Below are 17,210 nucleotides of genomic sequence, written 5' to 3' on the forward strand. Positions count from 1 at the left end.
GCACCAGCATCACGTCGATGTAAGGCACCACGTTCATCTCGGCGACCGGCTTGCGCTTGTGTCGGGCTCGAGTGATTAAAGCCATTGGGATTTACCTGCTCAGTCTTCGCTGGTGTGCACTTTGCGGTGCAGGATCGCCTGGAACTCGTCGGCGAAGGTGTAGTAGCGGCCCAGCAAGGTTTCGCTGCGGGCGGAGAAGCGGTTGTACGCAATGACCGCCGGGATCGCGGCGAACAGGCCGATCGCGGTGGCGACCAGGGCTTCGGCGATGCCGGGTGCCACGGTGGCGAGGGTCGCCTGCTGGGCGCTGGCCAGGCCGCGGAAGGAGTTCATGATCCCCCAGACCGTACCGAACAGGCCGATGTACGGGCTGACGGAACCGACGGTGGCGAGGAACGGCAGGCTCTGCTCCAGTTTCTCTTCTTCACGGGAGATGGCGACGCGCATGGCACGGGCCACGCCTTCCATCACCGCCTCAGGGTCGACGCCCGGCTGCTGGCGCAGGCGGGAGAATTCCTTGAAGCCGGCACGGAAGATCTGCTCCACGCCCGAGTCCGGGTCCGGGTTGCTGCCGGCCTGGCGGTACAGCTTGGACAGGTCGATGCCCGACCAGAAACGCTCCTCGAAGGTCTCCAGGGCGCGTCGACCGGCGCGCAGCAGGTTGCTGCGCTGAAAGATCATGATCCAAGAAGTCACCGATGCGGCCACCAGGGTCAACATTACCAACTGCACCACGATGCTGGCATTGCTGACCAGGCTCCACATGGAGGAATGGTCGACGACGTTAGCTTCCACGCTTTATCTCCTGCTTTGAGTGTGTACCCGTGCCGACCGCGTCGGCGAAGGCCGCACGCAGGTCATCGGGAAGGGCCCGGGGTTTCAAACTGTTAGTGCGCACACAGGCCACCAGAAACTGCCCCTCGCAGAGCAGTGCATTATCCGTCGCCCGCCTGACTTGCTGTCTGAAGCGCAGGCTGGCACGGTTCAATTCGACTACATCAGCGCTTACCAGAAGCTCGTCGTCCAGTCGCGCCGGCGCGTGGTAGCGCGCTTCGCTGGAATGCACGACGAACAACAGGTCCTCCCCCGCCAGCGCCGACTGGGCGAAGCCCAGCGTCCGGAGCCGCTCGGTTCGAGCCCGTTCCATAAACTTGAGGTAATTAACGTAATACACGATGCCGCCGGCATCGGTGTCCTCGTAATAAACGCGACAACGATGTGCGAACGGCTCAAGCCCGTTTTGCGCGCGCATACTCTAGTGGTTACTCCTCGGGTTGCCAATCGGGACAGGCAACTGTTTTTCGTTGACCGGCGGCTTTACCGCGAAAGTACCGTCCTCGGACAGCGCAAACGCGGAATAAATCGCCACACGATGTGTATCAATCGTCCAGCGCATCGAGAAACTCGTCTGCCACGGGGGTTTCGCCCATCCGCGCCGGAATGTTCAGGCCGAAGTGCAGGTACGCATGCCGGGTCACTACCCTGCCCCGCGGCGTGCGCATGATGTAGCCCTGCTGGATCAGGTAAGGCTCCAGCACGTCCTCGATGGTGTGGCGCTCCTCGCTGATGGCCGCCGCCAGGCTGTCGATCCCGACCGGCCCGCCGTCGAACTTCTCGATCATGGTCAGCAGCAACCGCCGGTCCTGGTGGTCGAAACCATGCTCGTCGACATCCAGCAGGTTCAGCGCCAGGTCGGCGACGGGTTTGGTGATGTGCCCCTTGGCGCGCACTTCGGCGAAGTCCCGCACCCGGCGCAGCAGGCGGTTGGCGATCCGCGGCGTGCCGCGGGCCCGACGGGCCACCTCGAACGCGCCTTCCGGATCCAGCGGCAGACCCAGGATGCCGGCCGAGCGGCTGACGATGGTCGCCAGGTCCGCCGTGCTGTAGAACTCCAGGCGCTGCACGATGCCGAAGCGGTCGCGCAGCGGGTTGGTCAGCATGCCCGCCCGCGTGGTGGCGCCCACCAGGGTGAACGGCGGCAGGTCGAGCTTGATCGAACGCGCCGCCGGCCCTTCGCCGATCATGATGTCGAGCTGGAAGTCTTCCATGGCCGGGTACAGCACTTCCTCGACGATCGGCGACAGACGGTGGATTTCGTCGATGAACAGCACGTCGTGCGGCTCAAGGTTGGTCAACAGGGCCGCCAGGTCCCCCGGCCTTTCGAGCACAGGGCCGGAGGTGCTCTTGATCGACACGCCCATTTCCTGGGCGATGATGTTGGCCAGGGTGGTCTTGCCCAGCCCCGGCGGGCCGAAGATCAGCGTATGGTCCAGGGACTCGCTGCGCCCGCGCGCGGCCTGGATGAACAGCTCCATCTGCTCGCGCACGGTCGGCTGGCCGATGTAGTCGGCCAGGCTGACGGGGCGAATCGCCCGATCCTGGACTTCCTCGCGCTCACGCGGACTGTGCGTGGCGGCGATCAGACGATCAGCTTCAATCACTTAAATCATTCCCTTCAGGGCACGTCGGATCATGTCTTCGCTGCTCAAGCCTTTCTCCTTGATCGCGGAAATCGCCTTGCTCGCCTCCTGAGGCTTGTAGCCCAGGGAAATCAGCGCGCTGACCGCGTCGTTCTCGGCGTGATTGACCGGCGCCGGGCCGTCCGGCTGGTTCGGCACCAGCGCAAACATCGCCGGCACGGTCTCCCAGGCCTTGAAGCGGTCCTTGAGCTCGACCAGCAGGCGCTCGGCGGTCTTCTTGCCCACGCCCGGCACCTTGGTCAGGGCCGAGGCGTCCTGGGACTGCACGCAGCGGATCAGCTCGTCCACCTCCAGGCTCGACATCAGGGCCAGGGCCAGTTTCGGCCCGACACCATTGAGACGGATCAGCTCGCGGAAAAAGTCTCGCTCGCGCTTGCCGGCAAAGCCATAGAGTAACTGCGCGTCCTCGCGAACGACCAAATGGGTGTGCAAGGTCAGCGGTTCACCGACCGACGGCAGGCGATAAAGGGTGGTCATGGGCACTTCCAGCTCATACCCGAGGCCGTTTACATCCAGAATCAGGTGCGGCGGCTGCTTCTCAGCCAAGGTGCCGCGCAAGCGTCCAATCACGTTTCAGATCCTTGAGCGTTGGCCAGCCCATGGCTGGCGGGGGCCGGAACCGGGGAGGCGGGCCGACGGCCCGGGCGCTCGGCCCCCATTCCGGAAAATTGACTGCTGATGCTATCAGAGACGCAGGCGCCCGCCACGACTGCGTGCCGCCCCCAACCCGTGGGGCAGCAGGCTGGCACGGGTGTGCGCATGGCAAATGGCGATGGCCAGGGCGTCAGAGGCGTCGATCTGCGGCTTGCTGGTGAGCTTGAGCATGTGCATGACCATCATCTGCACCTGTTCCTTGTTCGCCGCACCGGTGCCGACCACCGCCTGCTTCACCTGGGTCGCCGTGTACTCGGCGATCTCCAGGCTTTCCTCGGCCCCGGCCACGATCGCCGCGCCCCGGGCCTGGCCCAGCTTCAGCGCCGAGTCGGCGTTGCGCGCCATGAACACCTTTTCGATGCCCATGGTCACGGGGCCGTAGGTCTGGATGATTTCCCGCACGCCGCGGTAGACGATCTGCAGACGTTCGTGCAGCTCGCCGCCCCCGGTGCGGATGCAGCCGGAGGCCACATAAACGCAGCCGCGTCCGGTGTCGCGGACCACGCCGTAACCGGTGATGCGCGAACCGGGGTCGATACCAAGGATTAAAGTCATAACGCCTGCGGGTTCGAAAAATCCACGAAATTCAAGATAACGCATTACGAATGCGGGAGCCGGCTTGCCGGCGATGGCGCTGTGTCAGACGACATCAATGCCTGATGTGCCGACGCCATCGCTGGCAAGCCAGCCCCCACAGGGTTCAATGCAGGACTTCAGTTGAGCTGGGCGGCCACGTCTTCCGGGATATCGGCGTTGGAATAGACGTTCTGCACATCGTCCAGATCCTCAAGCATGTCGATCAGCTTGAGCACCTTTTCCGCCCCTTCCAGGTCCAGCTCGGCGCTGGTGGTCGGCTGCATGACGATTTCCGCGTCATCGCCCTTGAAGCCGGCGGTTTCCAGCGCGTTCTTCACGGCATAGAACCCGGAGAACGAGGTGAACACCTCGATGGAACCGTCTTCATGGACGACGATGTCATCGGCATCGGCCTCCAGCGCCGCCTCGGTCAGGGCGTCCTCGTCGACGCCCGGCGCGAAGCTGATCTGGCCCTTGCGCTCGAACAGGTACGCCACCGAACCGTCGGTGCCGAGGTTGCCGCCGCACTTGCTGAACGCATGGCGCACGGCCGCTGCGGTGCGGTTGCGGTTGTCGGTCATGCACTCGACCATCACCGCCACGCCGCCCGGGCCGTAGCCTTCGTAGGTCAGCTCTTCGACGTTGTCGGCCTCGGTCGCGCCTGCGCCACGGGCGACGGCGCGGTCGATGATGTCGCGGCTCATGTTCGCGCCCAGGGCCTTGTCCAGGGCCAGGCGCAGGCGCGGGTTGGAGCCCGGGTCGCCGCCGCCCTGCTTGGCCGCCACGGTCAGCTCACGGATCCACTTGGTGAAGATCTTGCCCCGTTTGGCATCCTGGCGTTCTTTGCGGTGCTTGATGTTCGCCCACTTGGAATGACCTGCCATATCTCGCTCCGAATTCTCTTTGACACATTGCCCGCCCCGCGAAGCCGCGCCGGCCGGCAAACAAAAATTTCGACCTGTTTTCCAGTCCTTGCAGAATGAAAAAAGGCGCATCCGAAGATGCGCCTTCAGGCCCGTCTTACTCAGCCTTTGGCGTTTCGCGCAAACGGATGTGCAGCTCGCGCAGCGCCTTGGCGTCCACCAGGCCCGGCGCCTGCGTCATGACGCACGCCGCGCTCTGGGTTTTCGGGAAAGCGATCACTTCGCGGATCGACTGGGCGCCGGTCATCAGCATCACCAGACGGTCCAGGCCAAAGGCCAGGCCACCGTGCGGCGGCGCACCGTACTTCAGCGCGTCGAGCAGGAAGCCGAACTTCTCTTCCTGTTCCGCTTCGTTGATGCCCAGCAGGCGGAACACCGCCTGTTGCATTTCCTTGCGGTGGATACGGATCGAACCGCCACCCAGCTCGGTACCGTTCAGGACCATGTCGTAGGCACGGGACAGGGCGGTGGCCGGGTTGGCCTCCAGCTCTTCAGGCGTGCACTTCGGCGCGGTGAACGGGTGGTGCAGCGCAGTGAAGCTGCCGTCGTCGTTCTCTTCGAACATCGGGAAGTCGACGACCCACATCGGCGCCCACTCGCAGGTCAGCAGGTTCAGGTCGTGGCCGAGCTTGATGCGCAGCGCGCCCAGGGCTTCGCTGACGATCTTGGCCTTGTCGGCACCGAAGAACACGATGTCGCCATCGACCGCGCCGACGCGGTCGAGGATCACGTTCAGGTTGGCTTCAGGGATGTTCTTGACGATCGGCGACTGCAGGCCTTCGACACCGGCGGCGCGCTCGTTGACCTTGATGTACGCCAGGCCCTTGGCGCCGTAGATGCCGACGAACTTGGTGTAGTCGTCGATCTGCTTGCGCGGCATGCTCGCCCCGCCCGGTACGCGCAGCGCAGCGATACGGCATTTAGGATCGTTGGCCGGGCCGCTGAACACTTTGAATTCGACTTCTTTCAGCTGATCGGCAACGTCCACCAGTTCCAGCGGGATACGCAGGTCCGGCTTGTCGGAACCGTAGCGGCGCATGGCCTCTTCGAAGGTCATGTGCGGGAACTCGCCGAACTCCAGATCCAGCACTTCCTTGAACAGGGCGCGGATCATGCCTTCGGTCAGGCCCATGATGTCCTTTTCATCGAGGAAGCTGGTCTCGATGTCGATCTGGGTGAATTCCGGCTGACGGTCGGCACGCAGGTCTTCGTCGCGGAAGCACTTGGCGATCTGGTAGTAGCGGTCGAAGCCGGCCACCATCAGCAGCTGCTTGAACAGCTGCGGCGATTGCGGCAGCGCGAAGAACGAACCGGCGTGGGTACGGCTCGGCACCAGGTAGTCGCGGGCGCCTTCCGGCGTTGCGCGGGTCAGGATCGGCGTCTCGACGTCGAGGAAGCCGTTCCCGTCCAGGTAGCGGCGGATGCTGGTGGTCATGCGCGAACGCAGACGCAGCTTCTCGGCCATTTCCGGGCGGCGCAGGTCGATGAAGCGGTAGCGCAGGCGGGTCTCTTCGCCGACGTCGGAGTATTCGTTGAGCGGGAACGGCGGGGTTTCCGCCTCGTTCAGCACTTCCAGCTCGTAGCCCAGCACTTCGATCATGCCCGAAGCCATGTTCGCGTTGCCTGCGCCGGCCGGACGCAGACGCACCTTGCCGGTGATCTTGACCACATATTCGCTGCGCACGCGGTCAGCGGCGGCGAAGGTCTCGGCGCGGTCCGGATCGAAGACCACCTGGGCCAGGCCTTCACGATCACGGATATCGAGGAAGATCACCCCGCCGTGGTCGCGGCGACGGTGAACCCATCCGCAAAGGGTAACTTCCTGGCCTTCCAGGCTTTCGTTCAGTTGGCCGCAATAATGGCTGCGCATCATGGTAGTGGTTTCGCTTCTCGTAATTCGAAATTCGGTGGAGATCCTGTCGCACCCAAGCGGTGTGCAGACGTCGGAAACTCGTGCGTGTCGCTCGACCCAGGCCCTAAACCCTAGTCAGATTTGTCGCCACCGGCCAGGTTCTTCTTGGCGCCGGTCTTGAAATCGGTTTCGTACCAACCGCTGCCGCTGAGCCGGAAACCGGGCATGGACAGCAGCTTCTTGAGTTCCGGCGCCTGACAGGCAGGGCAGTCGACCAGCGGTGCCTCACTGATCTTTTGAATGGCTTCCAACTGATGACCACAGGAAGCACATTGGTAATCGTACATCGGCATGGGGGTGTCTCGGCGATCAGGTTGCCGCCGCATGCAGGGCCGTGCGGCGAAAGGGCGGGATTATAGCCATTAAATGCGGCCTGTGCAGCCGGAAGACTGCACAGGCCGGATCAGCGTTTCAACACGGCGGCGGCGCCGCGCCTGCCGGCGTCTTGAGCCCCTGCATCACGCACACCACCCGCACCAGCGCGCTGAAGTTCCTCACGCCTCCGTGGCGCAGGAGCACTTCGCGGTCCATATGGGACAGCAACGCACTGACGGAGCAGCCGTTGTCCTCGGCCATGCCGCCGAGAACGTTCCAGTAGACCTGTTCCAGCCTCAGGCAGGTCGAGAAGCCGTTCAGACGCACGGACCGGGACAACGGCCTGATCAATGCCATGTCGAGCCCGTCCTCGAACGGGTCGACCTTCAACTTTCCCCGCGGGCCGACCGTCCTGTCGCACCGCCTGTCTCCATCTGCCATATCGTTGACACTCCTTTGCCATCTCTACGTTTTGCCAGGGACATCTTCTGCCCCCTCATAAAAACGCAGCCGCAAAGTTATATCCAGATGACTAATTGACCGTCGACGTAGGATAAGCCAACGACTCAGGCCAGAAACCGGACAACGGCGCGAACGCCCGAGCGGAGCGTCCGCGCCGCCCGATCATGCCTCGAGCAGCGCCCGGAGCATCCACGCGGTCTTCTCATGCACCTGCATGCGCTGGGTCAGCAGGTCCGCCGTAGGCTCGTCGCTCACTTTGTCCAGCAGCGGGAAAATGCCGCGCGCGGTGCGGGTGACGGCCTCCTGGCCGGCGACCAACTGCCGGATCATGTCTTCGGCGCTCGGCACGCCCTCCTCTTCCTTGATGGAGGACAGCCGGGCGTAGGTCGAATAGGCGCCCGGCGCCGGGAAGCCCAGGGCCCGGATGCGCTCGGCGATGAGATCGACGGCCAGGGCCAGTTCGTTGTACTGCTCCTCGAACATCAGGTGCAGCGTGCGGAACATCGGGCCTGTGACGTTCCAGTGGAAATTGTGGGTCTTCAGATACAGCACGTAGGTGTCCGACAAAAGCCGGGACAACCCGTCGACGATGGATTTGCGGTCTTCTTCACTGATACCGATATCGATGGCCATGCTTACCCCCTAACGGCGATTGGATTCATCCAGCAGGTGCAGCCCCACTGTAGCAACCCAGGCAAGGCACCGCAGCCCCGCACGGCGGCCAGGGCTGCGGCAAAACGTCCGGCCCGCCGCCGTTGGCCGGGCCGGTTTGAGAAGCCGCAGGCTTTGCTGTTAAATAGGCAGTGTGTCGCTACGCCCCGTTTTCCGGGCGTTGCGCATAGGCTGATGCCGTGCGCGTGTCCAACGCCTCTTTATCGTTCCGAAGCGAACCGTGCGCCTTCAGCTCTTCCTTGTGAGCCGTCATAACGTGAGTCAATAAAAATGTTGAAAATCGTCCACCTGCTAATGGGCGCAGCAGCCTTGCTGCTGTCCTTCATACCTAGCCTGAGATCCGAAGCCGTTCCTTACCTGCAACAACCCGATGCCCTGTACCTGGCCTTCTTCGGCCTGCTGAACCTGGTGCTGGCCCCTGTCATCCCGCAATGGAGCAAAGGCCCTCGCCAACACCTGCAGAACCTGGCCAGCGCCCTGCTGCTGCTGACCGTCGTCCTGCAGACCCTGACGCTGATCGCGCCGATGCCGGTCATCGCCGGGCAACCGGCCGTGCTGTTCAGCCTGCTGATCGCCCTGGCCGCCGTGGCGCTGCACCTGGCCGTCAGCTTCCACAAGTCCTCGCCGGCCGCTGCGGCGCCGAGCTACGACATGAGCAACCGCGATACCGGCACGGTGAAGTGGTTCAACACGTCCAAGGGCTTCGGCTTCATCTCCCGGGACTCCGGCGACGATATCTTCGTGCACTTCCGGGCCATCCGCGGCGAAGGCCACCGCGTCCTGGTCGAAGGCCAGCGCGTGGAGTTCTCGGTGATGAACCGCGACAAGGGCCTGCAAGCCGAGGATGTGATCGCCGCCCTCCCGCGCCGCTGATCCAAAACCAAAAAAACCGCGGACAGCCTGGCTGTCCGCGGTTTTTTCATGCCTGCCGAACGTGAATGCCGACACTCAGTAATGGGGTGGCGGCGCATCCTCTTCGAAAGAGCCGATCTGGCCGACCAGTTCTTCCTGACGCTTGAGCAGGGCCGCCATCTGCAATTGCAGGCGCTCGACCACCCGTTGCTGCTCCACCAGCACATCGTTCAGCGCCTGGATGGTGTCGTCCTGAAACGCCAGGCGGCTTTCCAGATCGGTAACCCGTTGTTCAAGGCTCATGGCTCAGGCCTCCAGAAACGTGAATTCATCGCCCAGCACCAGGCGCAGCCGCTCGCGGATGGCCGCCACCTGCGCCGCCTCGTAAGGCTTGGCCGGGTGCTTGCCCCAGACCGGCGCCGGCCAGGCGGCGTCGTCACGCTTGCGCACGATCACATGCATGTGCAGTTGGCTGACGACATTGCCCAGCGTCGCGACATTGAGCTTGTCGGCATCGAACGAATCCTTGAGCACCTCGGCCAGGGCGGTGGTTTCCTGCCACAGCCGTTGCTGGTCGGCGACATCCAACTGAAACAACTCGCTGATATCTTCGCGGCGTGGCACCAGGATGAACCACGGATAGTTGGAGTCGTTGGACAGCAGCAAGCGGCAGAGCGGGAAGTCGCCGATCGTCAGGGTGTCCTGTTGAAGTCGTGAATCTAAAGCAAACACTGCGCGCACTCCCGGCTGATCACATTATTCAGCTTAGCGGCCCGTCCCGGGGGGCGGCGCGCCAAGCGACAGGACGGCAGCATACCTGCGAATGCCCGATCCTTCACGGCGAACGACACGGCATCCGGTGACGGCTGCGCTGCCCCGAGATGCGGCATTTGCGCTTTTTTTGCACCAGCAGGCGACGCGCAAGGCCACCGGGCGGCGGGTGAACGCAGCCGCGTTCAGGGCTGAACTGTATGAATCCGGTACAGCCTGAAAATTTTTTGCACCAAAACCGCACAGTGGGTCTACGCTCATTGCTTCGGGCATCCGCCGAATACTCACCGGCGGGGTGAACCGGTAACGTTTTTGGTTGTCGCGGGCCGAAACGGCCGTGGCAACACCATAGGACGAATGGCGTCAAGCCCGGTGAAACACGCGCTTGAACGCCCGTGTTTACAAGGTTTTCACAGCGACAGGCGGGCGTTTTGAAAAATATCCGCATCAGAAATGCGGTTTGTGCACGCTTGTTGCATTCGTACTCATATGGTCTATGGGCGCACCACGGGAAGTGGTTACCCCAAGGCCAAAAAAAACAGTGGCAGGGTTGCCCGATGGAGATTCAAGCGTTTTGCCAAGGGACTCTTTTTTACCGATGCTCAAGCCCTGTAAAACAGTGCTGAAGTTGCCAGTCCCATTGCATTCGGACTGTAAATTTGCGACATCTACGAAGCCAATTGCGACAGGGTCGTAAAGAAGCTGAAAGGTTGGATGCGCAAGTATCGCCAACATGGTCGGCGTGATATAAGTTTGCGCCGACACAAAAAGAAAGAGCCGCCCAGATAATAAAACCGGTGGGACGGCAGTACTCTTCTAAAACCAAAGGAGCAAATCACGATGCGCGTGATGAAGTGGAGCATGATCGCACTGGCAGTTGCTGCAGCAGCCAGTACTCAGCTGGCTACGGCCGCACCTTTTGTAAGTGACCAGTCTGAAGCCAAAGGCTTTGTTGAAGACGCCAAGTTCGACCTGTTGCTTCGCAACTACTACTACAACCGCAACAAGAAAGACGGTGCGGTGGACGACAAGGACTGGACCCAGGGCTTCCAGGCTCACTTCAGCTCCGGCTACACCCAAGGCACCGTGGGCGTGGGCGTTGAAGGCTGGGGTCAACTGGCGATCAAACTGGACGGCTCCGACAAGTACTCCGGTTCGGGCAACCTGAGCACCAACGCCCAGGGCGAGAACAACGACAGCCAAGGCAAAGCCGGCGCCGCCGTCAAGTTCCGCGTATCCAAGACCGAGCTGAAGATCGGCGACATGCAGCCAAGCACCGCTCCGGTGTTCGCTGTAGGCGGCTCCCGTATCCTTCACCAAACCGCCAGCGGTATCCAACTGCAGAGCAGCGAAGTCAAAGACCTGGATCTGGAAGCCGGTCACTTCTACTCCGCCACCAGCCAGGACCGCAACGCCCGTGACGGCGACCTGTGGGCCAACTACGCTGGCGTACGCGCCAAGAGCATCGACTACTTCGGCGGCAAGTACGGTATCACCGACAACCTGAGCGCATCGCTCTACGGCGCCAAGCTGGAAGACATCTGGAACCAGTACTACGCCAACGTGAACCTCACCACGCCGTTCGGTGGTGACACCTCGCTGAACACCGACTTCAACATCTACCGCACCACCGACACCGGTAGCGCGAACGCCGGCGAAATCAGCAACACCGCCTGGTCCCTGGCAACCGCCCTGTCCTTCCTGAAAGCCCACACCTTCACCATCGGCTTCCAGAAAGTGAACGGCGACACCCCGTTCGACTACATCGGCGTAGGCAAGAACAACCGCGGCGGCGACTCGATCTTCCTCGCCAACTCCATCCAGTACTCTGACTTCAACGCCCCTGGCGAGAAGTCCGTTCAGGCTCGCTATGACCTGAAAATGGCTGAGTACGGCGTTCCAGGCCTGAGCTTCATGGCCCGTTACGTCAAAGGTTGGGACATCGACGGCACCAACACTCCGGTCGGCAGCGCCTACACCGGTCTGTACGGCGAAGACGGCAAACACCACGAAACCAACGTGGAAGCCAAATACGTCGTTCAATCCGGCCCGGCCAAAGACCTGTCCTTCCGTATCCGTCAAGCCTGGCACCGTGCTAACGCTGACGAGGGCGAAGGTGATGTTGACGAGTTCCGCCTGATCGTAGACTACCCACTGTCGATCTTGTAATCGCAGCGGGTTAGTTCGCTACACAAAAAAAGGCCCATCTTGCGATGGGCCTTTTTTTATTTGCTGCGTTATTACATCTGCTGGCTCGACTTCAAGTTCGACAATTGACTAAAGAGTCAACGGAAGAACTGTCAATTCAATCACTGAACCGCCGATTCCTGAACCACGCGAATCACCCGTTGCGGAAACGGAATATCAATGCCGGCGGTCTTTAAACGGTCGCGGGACAGTTCATTAAACATGAACATCACATCCCAATAGTCTGCGGTCTTGACCCAGACGCGCAGGGAAACAGTGATCGAACTGTCGCCCAGGGTCGAAATAACCGCTTGCGGCGCAGGATCCTGCAACACGCGCTCATCTTTGGCCAACTCCAACAGCACCTGACGGGCCTTTTGCAGATCGGCTTCGTAATCGACGCCGACATCGAACACGACCTTGCGGGTCGGCTGACGGTTGGTGTTGGTGATGATGCCGTTCGACAGGTTGCCGTTGGGCACGATGATGGTCTTGTTGTCGCCGGTGCGCAGCACGGTGTGGAAAATCTGGATGCTGTCGACGGTGCCGGCCACGCCTTGGGCCTCGATCCAGTCACCGATGCGGAACGGACGGAACAGCAGGATCAGCACGCCGCCGGCGAAGTTCGCCAGGCTGCCCTGCAACGCCAGGCCGATGGCCAGGCCGGCCGCACCGATGGCCGCGACGAACGATGTGGTTTCGACGCCGATCATCGACGCCACGCTGACGATCAGCAGCACCTTGAGAATGATGTTCGCCAGGCTGCTGATGAAACCTTGCAGCGCCAGGTCGGCATTGCGCAGGGCCAGCAGGCCGCCGAGCTTCTGGGTGACCTTGTTGATCAGCCACCAACCGATGGCCAGGGTCACGACCGCCAGCAAGACGCGGCTGCCGTATTCCATGATCATCGGGATCCACGCCTGAGACACCTTGACGAGGTTATCCACCTCAGCATTCAAATCCATGTTCTATCTCCTGAATTTTCCGGCTACCCGGGCTATAAAAACCAGCGGCAGAAAGACCGGGCCGAAGGGCCGGATCATTTCTGCCGCTGCTTGGGCCTCGGACGCCTTAAACGCCGAGAGGTTCCACAATGATGGCTCAGTCGCGGAAGTTGTTGAACTGCAGCGGCATGCCGAATTCCTTGGCGCGCAGCGCCGCGATGGCTTCCTGCAGGTCATCGCGCTTCTTGCCGGTGACGCGCACCTGCTCGCCCTGGATGGCGGCCTGCACCTTGAGCTTGGCGTCCTTGATGTGCGCGACGATCTTCTTCGCCAGCTCTTTGTCGATGCCTTCCTTGAGCACGGCTTCCTGCTTCATCACCTTGCCCGATGCGAACGCGTCCTTGACCTCAAGGCACTGCACATCGATCTTGCGCTTGACCAGGGCCAGCTTGAGGATCTCGATCATCGCTTCCAGCTGGAACTCGGCTTCAGCGGTCAGGTTGACGGTCAGATCCTTGTCCTTGAACTCGAAGCTGCCCTTGCCTTTGAGGTCATAGCGACGATCGAGCTCCTTCACGGCGTTCTCGACCGCGTTGGTGACTTCGTGTTTGTCCAGCTCGGATACCACGTCGAACGACGGCATGTAATCTCTCCAATGAAAAGGCGCGCCCGTACAGGACGCGGCGCGCTTGGCTTGCGGTTAAAATCGGGCTCATTATAACGGGTCTTTTCCCCACCACACGGCGAGCCTTGCATGCCTTTACCCCAGCGAGCGAAAAACTGATGTCCACCCCTTGGCATGTGCTCGGCGCCGGCAGCCTCGGCACCTTGTGGGCCACGCGGCTGGCCCGGGCCGGACGGCCGGTGCGGCTGATCCTGCGTGACGCGGCGCGCCTGCGCGATTACGAAGCGACCGGCGGGCTGACCCTGGTGGAGCACGGCGAACCGAACACCTGGGCCGTGCCGGCGCAGACGCCGGACCACCCGGAACCCATCCGGCGGCTGCTGGTGGCGTGCAAAGCCTATGACGCCGAAAGCGCCGTCGCCCGCCTCGCCCCGCGCCTGGCGCCGGATGCCGAGCTGATCCTTTTGCAGAACGGCCTCGGCAGCCAGGAAGCGGTCGCCGCCCGGGTGCCGCACGCACGGTGCATTTTCGCCTCGAGCACCGAAGGCGCCTTCCGCGACGGCGATTGGCGCGTGGTGTTCGCCGGCCATGGCTACACCTGGCTCGGCGACGCCGGGCACCCGGTGGCGCCCATTTGGCTGGACGACCTGAGCGCCGCGAAGATCCCCCACGAGTGGAGCACCGACATCCTCACCCGCCTGTGGCGAAAACTGGCGCTCAATTGCGCGATCAATCCCCTGACGGTGCTGCACGACTGCCGCAACGGCGGCTTGCAGCAGCATGCCTGCGAAGTCGCCACCCTGTGCGCCGAACTGACCGACCTGCTGGAGCGCTGCGGCCAGCCGGCGGCCGCCGACAACCTGCAGCAGGAGGTCGAACGGGTGATCCAGGCCACGGCCGCCAACTTCTCCTCGATGCACCAGGACGTGGCGAACCGGCGCCGCACCGAGATCAGCTACCTGCTGGGCCACGCCTGCAAGGCGGCCGAGCGGCACCGGCTGAACCTGCCTCACCTGCATCAGTTGCAGCAGCGCCTGATCACCCATCTGCACCGCCTCGGATTGCCCGGCGATTGAGCAGCGGCTACGCTGGCCACTTGTTCCTTTGCTGCGATAAACCCGATGCCATTGCGCCAGCGCCTCGAAAACCTGCCGGTCGGCCAGAAACTGCTGGCCGCCCTGCTGGTGCTGTTGACCACCGTCCTGCTGGTCGCCAACCTGACCTTCATCAGCGCCGCCTACTACATTTCCCAGGAAAGCATGGCGCCCCAGGCGTTGCAGACCATCGGCCGGCTGGTGTCGAACCCCGCCCTGGTGGCCGAGGCCCTGCAATCGCCGCAAAGCGCCGAACGGCTGCTCAAGGAGCTCGACAGCTATTCGCCGCTGCGCGCCGCCGCGCTGTATGACGGCAAGGGCGAGCGCATCGCCCAGGTGCAGCGCGGCGACAAGCTCAGCCTGCCCGAGCGCTACCGGCACATCGAAGCCTGGCAGTTGACCGAGTTCCGCAGCAACCAACTGATCACCCTGCCCCGCCCCGGCGCGGCCCCCGGCCACCTGTTGCTGGTGGCCAGCAGCGAACTGCCGGTGGCGTTCTACACCGGCACCCTCACCGCCAGCCTGGGCATCCTGATCTTCAGCGTGCTGCTGTGGCTGGTCATCGCCCGGCAGATCAAGCGCCTGATCACCCGGCCGATCCATCAGCTCGAAGAGCTGTCGCGCCAGGTGACCCGCGAAGAGAACTACGCCCTGCGCGCCTCCCGGGGCAACCACGACGAGATCGGCAGCCTGGCCGAGGCGTTCAACACCATGCTGTCGCGCATCGAGGCCCGCGAGCAGCAGCTCAAGCGCGCCCGCGACGACTCCCAGGCCGCCTACGACCAGGCCCAGGGCCTGGCCGAGGAAACCCGCCACACCAACCGCAAGCTGGAACTGGAAGTCCAGGTGCGCAGCAAGATCGAAAAGAAGCTCACGGGTTTCCAGAACTACCTCAACAGCATCATCGACTCCATGCCCTCGGCGCTGATCGCCCTAGACGAACAGCTCTACGTCACCCAATGGAACCAGGAGGCCAGCGCGCTCTCCGGCACCCGGCTGGACGAGGCGCTGAACCAGCCGATCTTCCTCGCGTTCGAGCCGCTCAAGCCGTTCCTGCCGCAGCTCAAGCAGACCGTCGAGCAGCACACCGTGGCGAAGATCGAGCGGGTGACCTGGCTCAAGGACGACGAGCCCAAGCACTACGCCCTCACCTTCTACCCGCTGATGGGCGGTGCCGGGCGCGGCGTGGTGATCCGGATCGACGACATCACCCAACGCCTGTCGCTTGAGGAAATGATGGTGCAGTCGGAGAAGATGCTCTCGGTCGGCGGCCTCGCCGCCGGCATGGCCCACGAAATCAACAACCCGCTGGGGGCGATCCTGCACAACGTGCAGAACATCCGCCGGCGGCTGTCGGCGGACCTGCCCAAGAACCTCGAACAGGCCGAACTGCTGGGCCTGGAACTGGAGGCGGTCAACCGCTACCTGCAGAACCGCGAAGTGCCGCAGCTGCTCGACGGCATCCAGCAGGCCGGCGCCCGCGCCGCGAAGATCGTCACCCACATGCTCAGCTTCAGCCGCCGCAGCACCCGGCAGATGGCCCCGTGCGACCTGCCGGCGCTGATCGACCAGGCCGTGGAGATCGCCGGCAACGATTTCGACCTGGCCATCGGCTTCGACTTCAAGGGCCAGGCGATCGTCCGCCAGTTCGACCCGGCGCTCGGCCCGGTGCCGGGCACCGCCAACGAACTGGAGCAAGTGCTGCTCAACCTGCTGAAGAACGCCGCCCAGGCCATCCACCAGCGCGAAGACGACAGCGAGCCGGGACGCATCACCCTGCGCACCCGGCTCAATCCGCCGTGGGCGGAGATCCAGGTCGAGGACAACGGCGTCGGCATGAGCGAGAACGTGCGCAAACGCACCTTCGAACCGTTCTTCACCACCAAGGAAATCGGTCAGGGCACGGGGCTCGGGCTGTCGGTGTCGTACTTCATCATCACCAACAACCACAAGGGCCAGATGGAGGTGCAGTCCACGCTCGGCCAAGGCACCTGCTTCACCCTGCGCCTGCCGCTCGTGCAACCGACCGCCAATGCACCCGAACTGAATCAGATAGCGAGGTAAACCATGGGCTTTCGCCTGTCGAAGATCTACACCCGCACCGGCGACAAGGGCGAGACCGGCCTGGGCGACGGCCGCCGCGTGCCCAAGGATCACCCACGGATCGAGGCCATCGGCGAAGTCGATACGCTGAACAGCCAATTGGGCGTGCTGCTGGCCGGACTGATCGCCGAACGCGAACAATGTCCGGGGCTCAATGAACTGATCGAAGTGCTTGCGCCCTGCCAGCACCGGCTGTTCGACCTCGGCGGCGAACTGGCGATGCCGGCCTATCAGGCGCTGAACACTGCCGAGGTCGAACGCCTGGAGGCCGCCATCGATGTCTGGAACGAGGAACTGGGGCCACTGGAGAATTTCATTCTGCCCGGCGGCTCGATGCTGATCGCCCAGGCCCACGCCTGCCGCAGCCTGGCCCGCAGCGCCGAGCGGCGCTGCCAGCACTTGAATGCCGTGGAGCCGCTGGCCGGTGTCGGCCTGGCGTACATCAACCGGCTGTCGGACCTGCTGTTTGTGGCGGCGCGGCTGATTGCCCGTCGTCAGGGGATCGCTGAGATCCTTTGGCAGCCGGCGGCCAAGCCTTCAGGGCAGTAGCGCCAGGCAGGAAGCCATCGCCAGCAGGCTGGCTCCCACAGTTATCTCGGTTAATGCAGCCTCTGTGTTCACCGCAGAACCCTGTGGGAGC

At 63.0% G+C, this 17,210-nt stretch carries 19 protein-coding genes and 1 pseudogene; 5 read left to right on the forward strand and 15 right to left on the reverse strand.

Going from position 1 to position 17,210, the window contains the following annotated elements; translation table 11 throughout:
• From ACIP0B_RS13485 to ACIP0B_RS13535, 11 genes and pseudogenes are all read right to left on the reverse strand, one after another.
• Window positions 1-76: pseudogene (locus ACIP0B_RS13485) on the reverse strand (protein TolR); the annotation flags it as partial.
• A 23-nt stretch (window positions 77-99) separates the two neighbouring features.
• A complete protein-coding gene (gene tolQ / locus ACIP0B_RS13490; RefSeq protein WP_085580467.1) occupies window positions 100-795 on the reverse strand; it encodes a protein TolQ in 696 nt (231 codons plus the stop codon).
• Window positions 785-1,252, reverse strand: coding sequence for a tol-pal system-associated acyl-CoA thioesterase (gene ybgC / locus ACIP0B_RS13495; protein WP_400832550.1), 468 nt, complete (start codon window positions 1,250-1,252; stop codon window positions 785-787). The genes tolQ and ybgC overlap by 11 nt, the downstream gene beginning before the upstream one ends.
• Window positions 1,253-1,379: 127 nt before the next feature.
• The gene (ruvB, locus tag ACIP0B_RS13500; protein WP_400832552.1) at window positions 1,380-2,441 is read right to left on the reverse strand and encodes a Holliday junction branch migration DNA helicase RuvB; all 1,062 of its coding nucleotides are present in this window, start codon (window positions 2,439-2,441) and stop codon (window positions 1,380-1,382) included.
• Complete coding sequence (ruvA, locus tag ACIP0B_RS13505; protein WP_400832554.1) at window positions 2,442-3,050, reverse strand: Holliday junction branch migration protein RuvA; 609 nt, start codon at window positions 3,048-3,050, stop codon at window positions 2,442-2,444.
• A gap of 114 nt (window positions 3,051-3,164) precedes the next feature.
• Entirely contained in the window at window positions 3,165-3,689 is a 525-nt protein-coding gene (gene ruvC / locus ACIP0B_RS13510) for a crossover junction endodeoxyribonuclease RuvC (RefSeq protein WP_085580459.1), read from the reverse strand.
• Between the two features lie 158 nt (window positions 3,690-3,847).
• On the reverse strand, window positions 3,848-4,594 hold the full coding sequence (locus ACIP0B_RS13515; RefSeq protein WP_400832557.1) for a YebC/PmpR family DNA-binding transcriptional regulator: 747 nt from the start codon (window positions 4,592-4,594) through the stop codon (window positions 3,848-3,850).
• Between the two features lie 136 nt (window positions 4,595-4,730).
• Window positions 4,731-6,506: an aspartate--tRNA ligase gene (gene aspS, locus ACIP0B_RS13520; protein ID WP_400832560.1), complete on the reverse strand. Its 1,776-nt coding sequence runs from the start codon at window positions 6,504-6,506 to the stop codon at window positions 4,731-4,733.
• Between the two features lie 110 nt (window positions 6,507-6,616).
• Window positions 6,617-6,838 (reverse strand): FmdB family zinc ribbon protein, encoded by a 222-nt coding sequence (locus ACIP0B_RS13525; RefSeq protein WP_400832563.1) that lies wholly within the window; start codon window positions 6,836-6,838, stop codon window positions 6,617-6,619.
• Window positions 6,839-6,956: 118 nt separating this feature from the next.
• A complete protein-coding gene (locus ACIP0B_RS13530) occupies window positions 6,957-7,301 on the reverse strand; it encodes a ribbon-helix-helix domain-containing protein (RefSeq protein ID WP_400832565.1) in 345 nt (114 codons plus the stop codon).
• Window positions 7,302-7,484: 183 nt separating this feature from the next.
• Window positions 7,485-7,955: a Dps family protein gene (locus tag ACIP0B_RS13535; protein ID WP_085706746.1), complete on the reverse strand. Its 471-nt coding sequence runs from the start codon at window positions 7,953-7,955 to the stop codon at window positions 7,485-7,487.
• A gap of 309 nt (window positions 7,956-8,264) precedes the next feature.
• Between ACIP0B_RS13535 and ACIP0B_RS13540 the strand changes: the two genes are divergently transcribed.
• On the forward strand, window positions 8,265-8,867 hold the full coding sequence (locus ACIP0B_RS13540) for a cold shock domain-containing protein membrane protein (RefSeq protein ID WP_400832567.1): 603 nt from the start codon (window positions 8,265-8,267) through the stop codon (window positions 8,865-8,867).
• Window positions 8,868-8,942: 75 nt separating this feature from the next.
• Here the strand turns inward: ACIP0B_RS13540 and ACIP0B_RS13545 are convergent, their stop codons facing one another.
• Both ACIP0B_RS13545 and ACIP0B_RS13550 read right to left on the reverse strand, forming a co-directional pair.
• Window positions 8,943-9,149, reverse strand: a complete 207-nt coding sequence (locus tag ACIP0B_RS13545) for a SlyX family protein (RefSeq protein WP_085580444.1) — start codon at window positions 9,147-9,149, stop codon at window positions 8,943-8,945.
• Window positions 9,150-9,152: 3 nt separating this feature from the next.
• Window positions 9,153-9,578 (reverse strand): HIT family protein, encoded by a 426-nt coding sequence (locus ACIP0B_RS13550; protein WP_400832570.1) that lies wholly within the window; start codon window positions 9,576-9,578, stop codon window positions 9,153-9,155.
• 879 nt (window positions 9,579-10,457) lie between these two features.
• On the opposite strand from ACIP0B_RS13550, the gene ACIP0B_RS13555 reads away from it, so the two are divergent.
• The gene (locus ACIP0B_RS13555; protein WP_217890839.1) at window positions 10,458-11,786 is read left to right on the forward strand and encodes an OprD family porin; all 1,329 of its coding nucleotides are present in this window, start codon (window positions 10,458-10,460) and stop codon (window positions 11,784-11,786) included.
• A gap of 140 nt (window positions 11,787-11,926) precedes the next feature.
• Here ACIP0B_RS13555 and ACIP0B_RS13560 read toward each other — a convergent pair whose 3' ends face one another.
• Window positions 11,927-12,769, reverse strand: coding sequence for a mechanosensitive ion channel family protein (locus ACIP0B_RS13560; protein ID WP_085580438.1), 843 nt, complete (start codon window positions 12,767-12,769; stop codon window positions 11,927-11,929).
• Between the two features lie 136 nt (window positions 12,770-12,905).
• Complete coding sequence (locus ACIP0B_RS13565; protein WP_085580436.1) at window positions 12,906-13,391, reverse strand: YajQ family cyclic di-GMP-binding protein; 486 nt, start codon at window positions 13,389-13,391, stop codon at window positions 12,906-12,908.
• Between the two features lie 140 nt (window positions 13,392-13,531).
• On the opposite strand from ACIP0B_RS13565, the gene ACIP0B_RS13570 reads away from it, so the two are divergent.
• From ACIP0B_RS13570 to ACIP0B_RS13580, 3 genes are read left to right on the forward strand one after another with little or no spacing between them, the layout of a single operon-like run.
• Window positions 13,532-14,449 (forward strand): putative 2-dehydropantoate 2-reductase, encoded by a 918-nt coding sequence (locus ACIP0B_RS13570; RefSeq protein WP_400832573.1) that lies wholly within the window; start codon window positions 13,532-13,534, stop codon window positions 14,447-14,449.
• 45 nt (window positions 14,450-14,494) lie between these two features.
• Window positions 14,495-16,531, forward strand: a complete 2,037-nt coding sequence (locus ACIP0B_RS13575; protein WP_400832576.1) for an ATP-binding protein — start codon at window positions 14,495-14,497, stop codon at window positions 16,529-16,531.
• Window positions 16,532-16,534: 3 nt separating this feature from the next.
• Window positions 16,535-17,119: a cob(I)yrinic acid a,c-diamide adenosyltransferase gene (locus ACIP0B_RS13580; RefSeq protein ID WP_400832578.1), complete on the forward strand. Its 585-nt coding sequence runs from the start codon at window positions 16,535-16,537 to the stop codon at window positions 17,117-17,119.
• The last annotated feature ends 91 nt before the right edge of the window (window positions 17,120-17,210 follow it).

The sequence above is a fragment of the Pseudomonas sp. NPDC089534 genome (genome assembly GCF_044749305.1).
GTDB lineage: Bacteria > Pseudomonadota > Gammaproteobacteria > Pseudomonadales > Pseudomonadaceae > Aquipseudomonas > Aquipseudomonas ekonensis.

Bases quoted from the DNA above. Each gene is read 5' to 3' on its own strand.
- ybgC (WP_400832550.1), bottom strand. From the start codon at position 1,252: ATGCGCGCGCAAAACGGGCTTGAGCCGTTCGCACATCGTTGTCGCGTT.
- ruvC (WP_085580459.1), bottom strand. From the start codon at position 3,689: ATGACTTTAATCCTTGGTATCGACCCCGGTTCGCGCATCACCGGTTAC.
- ACIP0B_RS13515 (WP_400832557.1), bottom strand. From the start codon at position 4,594: ATGGCAGGTCATTCCAAGTGGGCGAACATCAAGCACCGCAAAGAACGC.
- aspS (WP_400832560.1), bottom strand. From the start codon at position 6,506: ATGATGCGCAGCCATTATTGCGGCCAACTGAACGAAAGCCTGGAAGGC.
- ACIP0B_RS13525 (WP_400832563.1), bottom strand. From the start codon at position 6,838: ATGCCGATGTACGATTACCAATGTGCTTCCTGTGGTCATCAGTTGGAA.
- ACIP0B_RS13530 (WP_400832565.1), bottom strand. From the start codon at position 7,301: ATGGCAGATGGAGACAGGCGGTGCGACAGGACGGTCGGCCCGCGGGGA.
- ACIP0B_RS13535 (WP_085706746.1), bottom strand. From the start codon at position 7,955: ATGGCCATCGATATCGGTATCAGTGAAGAAGACCGCAAATCCATCGTC.
- ACIP0B_RS13540 (WP_400832567.1), top strand. From the start codon at position 8,265: ATGTTGAAAATCGTCCACCTGCTAATGGGCGCAGCAGCCTTGCTGCTG.
- ACIP0B_RS13545 (WP_085580444.1), bottom strand. From the start codon at position 9,149: ATGAGCCTTGAACAACGGGTTACCGATCTGGAAAGCCGCCTGGCGTTT.
- ACIP0B_RS13555 (WP_217890839.1), top strand. From the start codon at position 10,458: ATGCGCGTGATGAAGTGGAGCATGATCGCACTGGCAGTTGCTGCAGCA.
- ACIP0B_RS13560 (WP_085580438.1), bottom strand. From the start codon at position 12,769: ATGGATTTGAATGCTGAGGTGGATAACCTCGTCAAGGTGTCTCAGGCG.
- ACIP0B_RS13565 (WP_085580436.1), bottom strand. From the start codon at position 13,391: ATGCCGTCGTTCGACGTGGTATCCGAGCTGGACAAACACGAAGTCACC.
- ACIP0B_RS13570 (WP_400832573.1), top strand. From the start codon at position 13,532: ATGTCCACCCCTTGGCATGTGCTCGGCGCCGGCAGCCTCGGCACCTTG.
- ACIP0B_RS13575 (WP_400832576.1), top strand. From the start codon at position 14,495: ATGCCATTGCGCCAGCGCCTCGAAAACCTGCCGGTCGGCCAGAAACTG.
- ACIP0B_RS13580 (WP_400832578.1), top strand. From the start codon at position 16,535: ATGGGCTTTCGCCTGTCGAAGATCTACACCCGCACCGGCGACAAGGGC.